The sequence below is a fragment of the Roseibium algae genome (assembly GCF_037783265.1).
Taxonomy (GTDB): Bacteria; Pseudomonadota; Alphaproteobacteria; order Rhizobiales; family Stappiaceae; genus Roseibium; species Roseibium algae.
In genome coordinates this window covers 179,208-191,471 of record NZ_JBAKIA010000004.1, presented here as the reverse complement: position 1 = coordinate 191,471, position 12,264 = coordinate 179,208, and the positions used below count along the sequence as shown (strand labels likewise).

The window sequence follows — 12,264 nt, the reverse complement described above, 5'->3', positions numbered from 1 at the left end:
CACATCACCGTGAACATTGTGCAATAGACCTTTCACCGTGAGACCCGTTTTATTGAAAAGATTGAGGTTTAAATGAAATCCGTTTGCGTGTTCTGCGGCTCCAGTTCCGGATCCAACTCTGCTTACACGGAGGCTGCACAAGAGACCGGGCGCCTCATCGCTGAGCAAGGCATGACGCTGGTTTATGGCGGAGCAAAGGTCGGCTTGATGGGGACCGTGGCCGATGCCGCTCTCGGCGCGGGTGGTCGTGTGATTGGCGTGTTGCCAACCTCGCTTCAGGAAAAAGAACTCTCTCACGATGGCCTGACCGAATTGCACATCGTTAGTTCAATGCATGAACGCAAAGCCTTGATGGCAGAAAAGTCCGATGCCTTCCTGACCCTGCCCGGCGGAGCAGGAACCATGGAAGAGCTCTTTGAAGTCTGGACATGGGGGCAGCTTGGTCTACACAATAAGCCTTGCGGCTTCCTCAACACAAATGGCTTTTATGACCAGCTTCTAACCTTCCTCGATTTTCAGACAGAAGAAGGTTTTATGAAACCTGTGATGCGAAATATGATCCAGTCAGCTGCAGCGCCTGCGGATCTACTCGCGCAGTTCAGATCCTATCAGCCACCAAAGACGCCAAAGTGGATCAAACAGGAAGAAACCTGAGCTGCCCTTAATTTGGCCCACGTCTCAAGCTGACAGCTTGAAGCGCCGAAACGGCAGTTTAAACATCCTGTCGACAAGCCCAAAGCCTGCCTTCCCACGCCGCTCTGACCAATGCTAAGAGCGGCAAGGCCATTCCCCAAAGTGGCAATCCTTTCCTTGGAGTTTCCCGTTTCATGCGTTCGCCGCTTACCGGTTTTTTCTGCCTTCTTGCCCTTACCGTGGGTGCCTGTTCTCCAACCGTCGATTACAATGGACCACTCCAAAGTGCCCGGACATCAACTGTAACGCTGGTTCAGATCACCAACGACAGCGTCGGCGGCATCACGGCAGATACGGTGTATGGCCAGAAGTCCATTGCTGCAGCCCTTCCCGGACTTACGACCGAGGGCATTCAAACGGCGGAAGAAAACCGGACTGAATGGGCCATTGCTGCCTTCAATTCAGACGGGTTTCAAGTTCTCCAGGTGTTCAAGGGAAAAAATGGCAAGGTCCGTGCTGTCCATGGTGTAACACATCACTTGCAAGGTCCGAACGGTGAGCGCATCGGCATGGCCTTTCATGAGATTGGTCTGGGCCGCATGAACTGCCGGATCGGTAAAGGCCTCTGGCGCGGAATGGCAATCTGTCACGCGAAAAATGCCCGAAACGTCGATCTGGTCTTTGCCATTCCGCAATACCAGGGACCCTTCGACCAGCTCCCGCCAGACATAGAACTTCAGGATTCAATCCTGCAACGCATTATCTGGACACCCAATAGTTAAAAGGTCAGAGCCGGAAGCACGACGGCCTCCGGGTCAGATTTAACGAAATCATCGTTCCAGAGCGTAAAATTAGATATGCGCTTTGGAATTGACTGGAACTGCACCGACAGGCTTCCAGATGGAGTCCTTGTTTAGATACTTCTTTCGGGCATCCAGATAGCCCATAAACAACTGCAGTTCGCGCTCACGAACGCCCGGCAAGGATTTAAAATCAAGCCCGGTCCAAGGCAGGAACGGATTGCGCCGCATATGCCAATGCAGCTCACAACGAACCGTTGGCTTGTCGGATGGTGTTCTGCCGTGAAACGCAAATGTATCGGCCACAATCAATGTGTTGGCGGGAACAGCCATGCGCTTTGGCTGGGGAAGCCCAAGGCTCTGCAGATCAGCTGCCCCGATGCGGAACGATCCGCTGGCGTGATGGGAATTTGAATCCTGAGAAGCCGACAGCGAACATTGATGCTGCCATTCCAGCCGCTCATCAGTCAGCTTGTGAGATCCCGGCACAAAGCAAAACGGTCCGTCTTCTTCGGCAACATCTTCAAGAAACAACCACGCTTTAGACGTAGCATGAAACGTATCAGAGTGAACGTCCGTTTGAGGGTCACGTTTCCCGGAGGGTTCAACAGCAACGGTCTGCAGAAACCCGATTGGCTGACCGCCTTGTGAAGCAGCATAGCGGATCTGCGCCAAAGCGCGCTTGTCTCGCAAGGCGGAGGCAAGAGCAGGATTTGCGTCCAGAACATTCGGCGGCACGGGCGTCATCCGGGTCACCGCATCGCCTTGACGCATTTCCCGCGCTTCAAAAGGCTTGCCGAATACTTCTGCCTTCAAAGCCTGAAAATGCTCATCTGACAGGAAATTCCGTGTTACGAAATAGCCGTTTTCATCGAAGAACTCTCTGTCTTCTGCGGACAGGCTTGGCGCAAGGCGCTTGCGCCGATGAGCTGCGAGGTTTGCCGCGATCTGCACCCGCTTTTTGTGCAGCCCTCGGCGGTTGAGGTTCTCATTGCCAAGGATCGGGTTTTTCCTCAGGGATTTTTCCGCACCAAAAACACCCAACAGCCACAAGGGGGCACTCAAATAAGACAAGGCGCTCATACGGTTCCTCTTAAACGCACTCAATAATATAACGTAGCGTACCACGGGCCATTTGGTTTCCATAGCCTCTGCCAGGAAAGTTCAATCGTGACGGAGGATGATTCCTCGGTTAAGTCATGGGAATGACCGACACAGCGCACAGAAACTCGATCGACCCGGAAGCCCTTGCGCGCGGAATTCGCGACGGGAACCGGGCCAGCCTTGCAAGGGCCATCACACTGGTGGAATCTCGCAAGGCCGAACACAGGGCCATAGCCCGGGGTTTGATCCAGGAGCTGTTACCCCTGACAGGTACGGCACAGCGCGTCGGAATCACAGGAGTTCCGGGCGTTGGCAAATCGACAACCATTGACACCCTCGGCTCAAACCTGACCGCCAAAGGCCACAAGGTTGCTGTGCTGGCTGTCGACCCGTCCTCGACCCGCACCGGTGGATCCATCCTTGGGGACAAGACGCGGATGGCACAGCTTGCCGTCGACAGGAACGCCTTCATTCGCCCGTCCCCGTCTGCGGGCACACTTGGCGGCGTGGCAGCCAAAACCCGCGAAACCATGCTTCTGTGTGAGGCTGCCGGGTTTGATGTGATCCTGGTGGAGACCGTTGGCATCGGTCAATCCGAGATCACAGTGGCCGATATGGTCGATTTTTTTCTGGTGCTCATGCTTCCAGGGGCTGGCGATGAGCTACAAGGCATCAAGAAAGGCGTCCTTGAAATTGCGGACATGATTGCCGTCAACAAAGCCGAAGGCGACGGCGCACTGGGCGCTCGCTCTGCTGCATCCAACTATCGAGCAGCGCTTCACATTCTGGCACTGCGCTCCCTGACATGGAGCCCGCCGGTCATCACAATGTCAGGCCTGGCCAATGAAGGGCTGGACGCCATGTGGGATCAGGTCGCCCTGCACCGGGACAAAATGAGTGCCACAGGAGAATTCCAAAAGCGCCGGGCCGATCAACAAGTGTCCTGGATGTGGGACCTACTGCAACAGCGTATGATGGAAGCCCTGACAGCCAACGCCCGCACCGCTGACAGATTGAAGAGCCTTGAAGGCCAAGTGCGCGATGGGCAAACAGCGGTCTCGGTTGCTGTAGAAGAAATCGCCGACCTTATTGGCATTTGAAACGGACAATCATGACCAAAACCATCCTTGTCACCGGGTTTGAGCCGTTTCCCGGCGCTTCGATCAATCCAACAGCCTTGCTGATCGCACGCCTACCGAAACGCCTTCCTGCGTCCATCGGTGAGGTCAGGTTTCATTTTGCCCGTTTGCCAACAACTTGGGCTGCAAGGCACAGTGTGACCGACAAGCTCCGCCGCACACTTCAGCCTGCCGCGATCATACACTTCGGGGTAGATGGATCCCGGCGCGGCATCAACGTTGAAACCCGGGCCGTCAACTGCGCAACACGCGTCAAACCCGATGCGGTGGGCGAACATGCGTCACTCCCCCACCTCAACTCCAATGGCCCATCGTCTCGTTCGTCAACACTCCCGGTTCGGACTTTGAGAGAGGCAGCATCGCGCAGCGGGGCTCCTGTCTCCCTGTCCCGCGACGCTGGCACTTACCTGTGCAACGCAACTCTCTGGGACAGCATCGGCAGCGGCATTCCGAGCGTCTTCGTGCATGTCCCACCCCTGCCACGCGGCAGATTTGACAAGCGCCCCTGCCTGCAACAAGTCGAAGCAGCCGCTGTCCAGATATTGCGCGAGATCGCCCGCCGGATCTGACGGGCTCCCAACAATTTCGGCTACTCGGTCATCCTGCCATTGGCGGATCGAGAAGCGCAAAGCCTTCCTGCCGCCGGTATGGAAAATGCGGATAGGGCGCATCTTTATGACTGGCAGCATCCAGCTTGGCGACCTGCTCAGCTGACAGTTCCCAGCCAACAGCTCCGAGGTTCTGCCGCAGTTGTTCTTCGGTGCGCGCTCCGATGATGACGGAAGACACAGTCGGACGACGCAGCAACCAGTTTAGTGCGACTTGCGGGATCGTTTTTTCTGTTTCTTCAGCAATCTCTTCCAGGGCATCAACGACCTTCAGCAGATATTCATTGTCCACCGGCGGACCGAAGCTCTCCGTCTCGTGAAGCCGACTGAGTTCCGGAAGCGACTGACCGCGTTTGACCTTGCCCGTTAAACGCCCCCAGCCAAGCGGGCTCCAAACCAACGCCCCAAGTCCCTGATCGGCTCCGAGCGGCATGAGATCCCATTCGTAATCGCGGCCAATGAGCGAATAGTACACCTGATTTGCTACATAACGGGGGAAGCCATTTTTTTCTGCAGCGGCGAGAGATTTCATGATTTGCCATCCTGAGAAGTTGGAGACGCCGACATATCGAAGCTTGCCTGCCTTGACGAGCGTGTCCAGGGTTCCCAGAACCTCTTCGACAGGCGTGCTCGCATCAAAGGCATGCAGCTGGAATATATCAATGTAGTCTGTTTCAAGGCGTCGAAGGGCATCGTCCACCGTTTGGATCAATCGGGACCGTGACGTTCCGCGTTCATTGGCGCCCTCGCCCATTGGCAAACCCGCTTTGGTCGAGATCAGAACGTCCCCTCTGCGGCCCTTGATAGCAGTCCCCAGAACAGATTCAGAAGCCCCTTCCGAGTAAACATCCGCGCTGTCGAAAAGATTGACACCAGCGTCGAGGCAAATGTCGATCAGCCTTCTGGCTTCAGTCGCATCTGTCTGCCCCCACGCACTGAATATCGGCCCGGAACCTGCAAAAGTCCCGGTGCCAAAACTGAGAGCGGGGACCTTGAGGCCAGACGAACCAAGAGAACGGAATTCCATGCCAGTTCCTTTCAGAAGCAAAGCTGTAATGAGAAGCAAGTCCGATATGGCCCGCTCCTTTCCGAACTCAATGTAGGTTTGAGCGAATAGATGATATAGATAGCCACAGCTCACATCATCCATGAATTGAATTCATCAATGGCACGTATAGATATCAACCGTTTCGGAGAAATGAGCGTTTTGGTCCAAGTGGTGGAAAGGGGCAGTTTTTCAGCTGCTGCCACCGCCTGCGACATGACGCCGTCAGCCGTCAGCAAATTGATTTCCCGGCTGGAGAAACGACTGAAGACACGCCTTCTCACCCGCTCGACGCGACGATTGCAATTAACGGCTGAAGGCTGCGCTTTTTACGAGCGCTCAACCCGTATTCTGGCCGATCTCCATGAAGCCGAGCAGTTTGCAAATGCGGGAGAACATCCGGCCGGGCGTATTCGCCTCAGCACCAGCGCATCTTATGCGACCCATGTGCTTATCCCGATTGTCGGCGAGTTCCTTGAACGCTACACGGATATTACCCTCGATATCGTCCAGACAGATGTGCTGATTGACCTTCTGGCGGAACGAACCGACATCGCCGTCAGAGCCGGTCCCATGAAAGACAGTGGCCTGACTGCCCGCAAACTCGGAGAAACGGCCCGCGTTATCGTGGCATCGCCCGGGTACATTGAAAAACACGGGCGACCAGAGACAGCGGAAGACCTCGACCACCACCGGATCTTAGGATCAACCTACACACGCAGCATTGAGGGCTGGCCGTTGAAACACGACGGGGAAAACATGGCCTCATCAGTCAAGGAACAGCTGCTCGCCAGTGATGGAGAGGCCATTCGCAAGTTGGCCCTGGCGGATGCCGGTCTGGCCCGCTTGACTGTTTTCACAGTCCGGGAGGATATCGCCTGCCAACGGCTGGTGCCACTGCTTGAGCACCTCAACCCCGGTGACCGGGAAGAGTTCCACGCAGTCTATGTCGGACAGGGTGGACCGGTCCCGGCACGTGTGAGGGCCTTGCTGGATTTCCTGACGGAAAAGGGCAAAATTTCCTAGCGTCAAAGCCAATCTAACCCCATGGCACGCGGATTGCTCTTGCTCTGTAGAGATGCATGAGATTTCCAGCTTCGGGATGTATTTGACGCAATGACAGGTTTTTCAGGACGTCACCGCTCCAATTTGAGCCGCCGCGCGTTCCTTCGCGGGACACTTCTTGCGACGGCCGCGGGTACGGCCCTGTCCCTAACCGGGACTGCAGCTGGCGCTGCAATCCAGATTGCCGATCTGCGCGGTTCCATGGATGCCAGCGAATTGGGCCTGGTGCCGAACTCCTCCACGGACCAAACAACGCTATTCCAACGGGCCATCAACCGGGCCGTCAAAAAAGGCCGGGCGCTGTTCCTGCCTGCTGGCAACTATCCCGTCGCAAACCTGCGTTTTCCCTCCGGCACTCTTATCGTTGGTGTGCCCGGGCGCACACGGCTGATCTACCAAGGTGGCGGCGGCCTTCTGGCCACCGCTGAGGGCGTCTCGAATGTCTCCCTGTCCGGCCTGACATTTGATGGAGCCAACAGGACCATCGGCGATCATACGGAAGGCCTGTTGCATTTCGTCGGCGTTCGGGAGATTTCCCTAACAGATTGTGCCATCACGGGCTCTGCCAAGAGCGGTCTCGTTCTGGATCGCTGCTCGGGCCGCGTTTCGGTCTGCACCGTGACTGGAGCTGCAGAGGCGGCCATTCGATCGAATGAGGCCGATGGCCTTCAGATCACAGATAATGTGGTGTCGGACTGTGCCAATGGCGGCATCTGGGTGCATCGCTGGAAAAAGGGCGAGGACGGCACGCTGGTGTCTGGCAACCGGGTCGAGCGGATCGGAGCCAAATATGGCGGCACCGGCCAATGGGGCAACGGCATCAATGTGTTCCGCGCCGATGGGGTCGTTATTTCGAACAACCGCATTGCAGATTGTGCCTTCTCTGCGATCCGCTCCAACACAGGCTCCAATGTCCAGATCATAGGCAATTCGTGTCTCAGGTCCGGCGAAGTCGCTATCTATTCAGAATTCGCGTTTCAAGGCGCTTTGATCGCCAACAACCTGATTGACGGCGGCACGACCGGGATTTCCATCGCCAACTTCATGGACGGTGGCCGGTTGGCGGTGTGCTCAGGTAACCTTATTCGCAACCTGTCAGCGAGAGGCCCCTATCCGCCAGAGGTGGCCGGGTTCGGCATCGGCATTGCCGCAGAAGCAGACACGACGATCACCGGCAATGTCATTGAAGGCGCGCCGCGTTTCGGCTTGCTGCTGGGTTGGGGCCCTTATATGCGCAACATCGTCGCCTCGCAGAACGTCCTACGCAGCTGCGACACCGGGATCGCCGTCACAGTCGTTGAGGGGGCCGGATCTGCAGTGATCAGCAACAATGTGGTTCAGGGGTCGCAAAAAGATTCCATCGTCGGCTACAGATGGCTCGACAAGGCCACCCGCGAGCTGAACGACACCCGCGACTGGTCACATCTTTCGGTCATGGGCAACCAGGTCGCCGTTTAAACTCAGCTGAGCGAGAACCTCAACGACAGGCAAGACAGACCGCCGTCGACCTTGCGCGCTTCATGGGTCGGCAGGACAACCGTGTTAAAACCCGCCGCCTCGACAGCCGCCTTGGTCTTCGGATAGCCTTCGGGAACCAGCACCACGTCATTCACCCGGATGACATTGGCGGCATAGTCTTCGCCTTCGGGCACCTCGACCGTCTTCCGATCACCAAAGAAGCCGCTGTCGATCATCACTTTGGTCGCCAGAATAACGCCCTTGCCGAGGGTCGAACAGGCTGTCTTGAAATGCAGCACGCCGTCGGGCGTTTCAGCGACGCGGGCATTGTATCCAAGGTCGCCCAGCAGAGTTGCAAACGCCATTGCTCCGACCTTGTTGGTGCGCGCAGACAGACCAATCAGGATCTCGTCGTCCAGCATCAAGACGTCGCCGCCATCGACATGGCCTTCGCCAGGGATTTCAAGCACCTTGTCGAACCGCGTCTCCAGGGCGGATTTGATTTCCCCAGCCTCCCCGCTTCGGCTGTCAGCACCCGGTCGCAGAAGGATCGCAACGTTCGGTAGGCAAAAGGCCGGATCCTCGACAAAACAACTGTCGGGATAGGCCTCCAGCGGCGGCAAGACATCCACGGTCAAGCCAGCTGCCTGCAAGGCCTCGACATAGGCCACATGCTCGGCCCGAAAGGCTGCACCGCTCGGATTTCCCGTATCAACAGCCCTAAGGCCATCCGTAACGCTGTCCGCAGGTGTCCGCGTCACAGCATGGGTAAAAGTCCAGGAAAGACCATCGCGATGGGGCATCGTGTTCCTCGTCTTAGGTTTTTTGCAATCAGGCGAGCTCTGCCTTGAGGTCGGTCAGGAATTCTTCTGATGGACGGATGTCGCCAGCCTTGAAATCAATGCGGGTTAACACTGGCGGATTGACATAGGTATTCAGCACCTTGGCCTCATCCTCATTGAGATCAAGAAGCACTTCCAAAACTGCGGCCATCATGCATTCCGATCCGCGGCTTGCACCATCATCGCACTTCAGGGCAATACCGATGCCTTTTTCCGGGATCGACGCGCAGAACACACCTTCTGCACCGGTCTTGACGAAGACCCGGCCTTTGAAAACCTTCATCACATCCGTACAGAAGCGATCCGTGCCAGCCACCATAAAGGGTTCGTTGACGCAGGCCTCAAAAAGCTGTTCACAAGCATCCGCCCGGTTCGGCTCCAATCCCTCACCGGTGCCAAAAACAGCGAAGGCACGAGCCAGACCTTTGAGAGGACTGGCATAGGTCGGAATAGAGCAACCATCCGTACCACAGACATCGGTGGTCAGCGTCTCGCCGGTAAACTCCTCCACGATCGACTTGATTTCCTGCTGCACCGGATGATCGGGCAGCACATAGCCCTTGGTCGGCGCCCCCAGAATCTTGGCGAGACCAAGAAAGCCGGCATGTTTACCAGAGCAATTGTTATACAGAGCGCCCGGTGTCTCATCCGCACGGATCAGCTCGGCAATGTCTTCCATACGTTTGGGCCACTGGGATCCGCACTCCAGATCGTCTTCGCTCAAACCCGCCTTTAGCAACATGACGCGCGCGGACTTCACATGGACGCCTTCACCATTGTGAGATGAGCAACACAAGGCGAGCTCGGCCTGGTCCAGATCCAAAGCTTCAGCTGCGCCACTTTCGACCAATGGCAAGGCCTGAAGCACCTTGATGGCAGAACGCGGGAACACGCGTGCCTCAACGTCGCCAATCGCGCAAATGAGTTTGCCCGTATCATCGACCACGGCAAGCGACCCGCGATGGCGGCACTCGACAAGATCGCCGCGGGTGACTTCAACGGTCACAGGATTGGTCATGACACTTCTTCCTTCGTGTGGGTTCTTAGAGACCTTCTTGCGACTTAATCCGCCGAAGGTCAAAGCGACTTTGCACCTGTTGCCTTAGTCATCCAGCCCTCAAGCCGCGACATGGCCTCGTCAATGACATGATCCTGCTTGCAAAAGCAAAAGCGAATAAAATTGGTGGGCGCTTCACCACCATAAAACGCAGACACAGGCACAGCAGCAACACCAGCTTCTTCAACCATACGCCGACAGGCATCCACGTCGTTGTCGCCGATACCAAGACCGGTAATGTCGCAGGTCAGAAAATAAGTCGCATCACAGTTCAGCACGCCGAAGCCGAGTTTGGTCAAGGCTTCAGCCATCCGATCCCGCTTGGATGAAAGGTCTCCAACCAGATCATCATAATAGGCATCTCCCTTCGCCAGGCCAAAGGCCACGGCTTTTTGCAAATGCGGCGGGGTGGTGAAGGTCACATATTGGTGCGCCTTGGCAATCGGATCAATCAGGTCTGGTGCGCCAGTGATGTAACCAACCTTCCAGCCGGTCAGCGAGAACGTTTTGCCTGCAGATCCGATCCGCAAACTCCGCTCTGCCATGCCCTCAAAACTCATCAACGGACGGTGGGCAGCGCCATCGAAAACCAGATGCTCATAGACCTCATCGCAAATGGCATAGACGTCATGTTTGACGCAAAGCTGCGCAATGGCAGCGAGCTCGGCCTCGGAAAACACCTTAGCCGTCGGGTTCATCGGGTTGTTGATCAGGATTGCCTTGGTCTTGGCTGTAAAAGCAGCATCCAGCGCCTCCAGATCCAGTGACCAGCTTGGCGGTGTGACGCGCAGGCGCACCGGAATGCCTCCGGCGCGCTTCACCAGCGGCAGATAACAATCATAGAGCGGCTCAATCAGGATCACTTCATCGCCCGGTTCGACCAGCGACATGATGCAATCCGTCAGCGCTTCCGTGGCACCAGACGTGATAATCACCTGGGTCCGCCAATCGATATCAAGCCCGTAAAACCTGCTATTTGCCTCTGCGACTGCCTGCCGCAATTCCGGCAGTCCAAGCATCGGCGGATATTGGTTCGAGCCATCGATCAGCGCCTTGGCGGCTGCCTTTCGAATGTCCAACGGCCCGTCAACATCAGGAAACCCCTGACCAAGGTTCACCGCCTTATGAGCCATGGCGAGGCGCGACATGGTTTCGAAAACGGTGGTTTCGACCCCGGTAAATACAGGATTGGTAGACTTCATACAGAGACCTCCCGGCCATCCGTGACGTACTCACGGATTTCAAAACTGATGCGGGGTTTTAGCTCTGATGGTCAGATACGTCGAGAGGTGAAATCAACGGAGGTTGCAAGTCAGGCATTCGGCCCCAAAAGGGTGGAATGCGACGCAAAGAAAAACCGCCAGCCCCGACAAGCCAAGCAAGCTTGAGCTTAGGAACCAGCGGTTCTTCAATTGATCATGTCGTCGTAATTTTAGTTCGCAATTTCAGAAAGAAGAGCCGGGTTAGTCACCAGGTTGCGAACACCATGGGCATGATCTTCATCAAAGATGTTGTCCTTAAGCCAAGTTCCAACAGTCTTGATGTTCACTTTCTCAACATTTGGACGAACATTCCAAGTCACCTGAAAAGGAGATCCCTTTTCATTGTAGCCAGGGCCAGTTGTGGAACCGGCATATGTGACAGGAGTGCCTGTATCGGAAGGAACGTTTAGAGCCTGATTCAGACCATCAACCTTGCCAACCTTCGCCAGTTCAACGAAATCCAGCGCATTGTCGTCATTGACCAGAACGAAAACCTGAGCTTCAACGCGCAACTGCGGGTTCGCAATTGAATCGCTCAAACATGCACCCAGGGTCGGCCCCGGGTTCACCTTTGCACTCGAATAGACATAGTGAACTTCGATCGTGTCACCAGGGACCAGATCACCATGTTCGCTCGCGCCGATCTTCATATCGATCGGAGCCAATTCAGCTTCAGTCAGCTTGCCTGAGTATTCATAGCCAGTACCATAGCCATGACCGTCCCCATTCCCTGCAAATTTATTGAACTCGCCACCCTTATGCTCTGCATTTTCATGAAAATGAATGTTGCAGAGATTCATGTGGTCAGCACTTGGTGAAGCTTCAAACACACGTGTGTTTGTACCAACAAGTGTTTCGATATCCCGCGGGGCTTGAGGACCAAAGCCCTTGCCTTCGGTATTATGCGCAAGTTCACTTCTTTGCCCAGCGATGACTTCGTCCGAAACAGCCCCATGATCGTCGGAAGACGCGTATGCCGCGGTGCTTACGAGAAGCAGGGATGCTGCTGCGAAAGCGCGTCCAGAGAACTTATTCATCATCGTTTTATCCTTGAGAAGCTTAAACTTAGGCATTCGAATTAACGTGTTCATCAGAATCTAACGTTTCGTCACCCGACACGCCTCGGCCTTATTCAGCTAGAAAAAAGGCGAAATTTTGCTGATAACGTTAGGCGATCTTAGAATTAAACACTAAGCAAGAACGGAATTATTTATAGTAACTTCAAGAAAATTGGCACTGCAAATCGATACC

The 12,264-nt window shown here is 55.6% G+C and carries 12 protein-coding genes; 6 read left to right on the top strand and 6 right to left on the bottom strand.

Annotated elements, in window-relative coordinates:
• The first annotated feature begins 72 nt into the window (after window positions 1–72).
• A complete protein-coding gene (locus V6575_RS07230; RefSeq protein ID WP_340273565.1) occupies window positions 73–654 on the top strand; it encodes an LOG family protein in 582 nt (193 codons plus the stop codon).
• 173 nt (window positions 655–827) lie between these two features.
• Window positions 828–1,415, top strand: a complete 588-nt coding sequence (locus V6575_RS07225; protein WP_340273564.1) for a DUF1131 family protein — start codon at window positions 828–830, stop codon at window positions 1,413–1,415.
• A 69-nt stretch (window positions 1,416–1,484) separates the two neighbouring features.
• Here V6575_RS07225 and V6575_RS07220 read toward each other — a convergent pair whose 3' ends face one another.
• Entirely contained in the window at window positions 1,485–2,516 is a 1,032-nt protein-coding gene (locus V6575_RS07220; protein WP_340273563.1) for a phytanoyl-CoA dioxygenase family protein, read from the bottom strand.
• Between the two features lie 122 nt (window positions 2,517–2,638).
• On the opposite strand from V6575_RS07220, the gene meaB reads away from it, so the two are divergent.
• A complete protein-coding gene (meaB, locus tag V6575_RS07215) occupies window positions 2,639–3,637 on the top strand; it encodes a methylmalonyl Co-A mutase-associated GTPase MeaB (RefSeq protein ID WP_340273562.1) in 999 nt (332 codons plus the stop codon).
• 11 nt (window positions 3,638–3,648) lie between these two features.
• Window positions 3,649–4,245 (top strand): pyroglutamyl-peptidase I, encoded by a 597-nt coding sequence (locus V6575_RS07210; RefSeq protein ID WP_340273561.1) that lies wholly within the window; start codon window positions 3,649–3,651, stop codon window positions 4,243–4,245.
• A 28-nt stretch (window positions 4,246–4,273) separates the two neighbouring features.
• On the opposite strand, the gene V6575_RS07205 is transcribed toward V6575_RS07210, so the two are convergent.
• A complete protein-coding gene (locus V6575_RS07205) occupies window positions 4,274–5,311 on the bottom strand; it encodes an aldo/keto reductase (RefSeq protein WP_340273560.1) in 1,038 nt (345 codons plus the stop codon).
• Between the two features lie 138 nt (window positions 5,312–5,449).
• Between V6575_RS07205 and V6575_RS07200 the strand changes: the two genes are divergently transcribed.
• Together V6575_RS07200 and V6575_RS07195 are read left to right on the top strand one after the other, a co-directional pair.
• Window positions 5,450–6,355 carry a LysR family transcriptional regulator gene (locus V6575_RS07200; protein WP_340273559.1) on the top strand — a complete coding sequence of 302 codons (906 nt, stop codon included), beginning with the start codon at window positions 5,450–5,452 and terminating at the stop codon, window positions 6,353–6,355.
• A 90-nt stretch (window positions 6,356–6,445) separates the two neighbouring features.
• Window positions 6,446–7,852 carry a TIGR03808 family TAT-translocated repetitive protein gene (locus tag V6575_RS07195; protein ID WP_340273557.1) on the top strand — a complete coding sequence of 469 codons (1,407 nt, stop codon included), beginning with the start codon at window positions 6,446–6,448 and terminating at the stop codon, window positions 7,850–7,852.
• A 2-nt stretch (window positions 7,853–7,854) separates the two neighbouring features.
• Here the strand turns inward: V6575_RS07195 and V6575_RS07190 are convergent, their stop codons facing one another.
• The 4 genes from V6575_RS07190 to V6575_RS07175 form a co-directional block, all read right to left on the bottom strand.
• Window positions 7,855–8,655 carry a dimethylarginine dimethylaminohydrolase family protein gene (locus V6575_RS07190; protein ID WP_340273556.1) on the bottom strand — a complete coding sequence of 267 codons (801 nt, stop codon included), beginning with the start codon at window positions 8,653–8,655 and terminating at the stop codon, window positions 7,855–7,857.
• A 28-nt stretch (window positions 8,656–8,683) separates the two neighbouring features.
• The gene (locus V6575_RS07185; RefSeq protein ID WP_340273554.1) at window positions 8,684–9,712 is read right to left on the bottom strand and encodes an asparaginase; all 1,029 of its coding nucleotides are present in this window, start codon (window positions 9,710–9,712) and stop codon (window positions 8,684–8,686) included.
• A gap of 59 nt (window positions 9,713–9,771) precedes the next feature.
• Window positions 9,772–10,953 (bottom strand): aminotransferase, encoded by a 1,182-nt coding sequence (locus V6575_RS07180; protein ID WP_340273553.1) that lies wholly within the window; start codon window positions 10,951–10,953, stop codon window positions 9,772–9,774.
• A gap of 230 nt (window positions 10,954–11,183) precedes the next feature.
• Window positions 11,184–12,053, bottom strand: coding sequence for a delta-class carbonic anhydrase (locus V6575_RS07175; protein ID WP_340273551.1), 870 nt, complete (start codon window positions 12,051–12,053; stop codon window positions 11,184–11,186).
• Window positions 12,054–12,264: the final 211 nt, after the last annotated feature.

Coding starts and splice junctions, on each gene's coding strand:
- V6575_RS07230 (WP_340273565.1), top strand. CDS start 73: ATGAAATCCGTTTGCGTGTTCTGCGGCTCCAGTTCCGGATCCAACTCT.
- V6575_RS07225 (WP_340273564.1), top strand. CDS start 828: ATGCGTTCGCCGCTTACCGGTTTTTTCTGCCTTCTTGCCCTTACCGTG.
- V6575_RS07220 (WP_340273563.1), bottom strand. CDS start 2,516: ATGAGCGCCTTGTCTTATTTGAGTGCCCCCTTGTGGCTGTTGGGTGTT.
- meaB (WP_340273562.1), top strand. CDS start 2,639: ATGACCGACACAGCGCACAGAAACTCGATCGACCCGGAAGCCCTTGCG.
- V6575_RS07210 (WP_340273561.1), top strand. CDS start 3,649: ATGACCAAAACCATCCTTGTCACCGGGTTTGAGCCGTTTCCCGGCGCT.
- V6575_RS07205 (WP_340273560.1), bottom strand. CDS start 5,311: ATGGAATTCCGTTCTCTTGGTTCGTCTGGCCTCAAGGTCCCCGCTCTC.
- V6575_RS07200 (WP_340273559.1), top strand. CDS start 5,450: ATGGCACGTATAGATATCAACCGTTTCGGAGAAATGAGCGTTTTGGTC.
- V6575_RS07195 (WP_340273557.1), top strand. CDS start 6,446: ATGACAGGTTTTTCAGGACGTCACCGCTCCAATTTGAGCCGCCGCGCG.
- V6575_RS07190 (WP_340273556.1), bottom strand. CDS start 8,655: ATGCCCCATCGCGATGGTCTTTCCTGGACTTTTACCCATGCTGTGACG.
- V6575_RS07185 (WP_340273554.1), bottom strand. CDS start 9,712: ATGACCAATCCTGTGACCGTTGAAGTCACCCGCGGCGATCTTGTCGAG.
- V6575_RS07180 (WP_340273553.1), bottom strand. CDS start 10,953: ATGAAGTCTACCAATCCTGTATTTACCGGGGTCGAAACCACCGTTTTC.
- V6575_RS07175 (WP_340273551.1), bottom strand. CDS start 12,053: ATGATGAATAAGTTCTCTGGACGCGCTTTCGCAGCAGCATCCCTGCTT.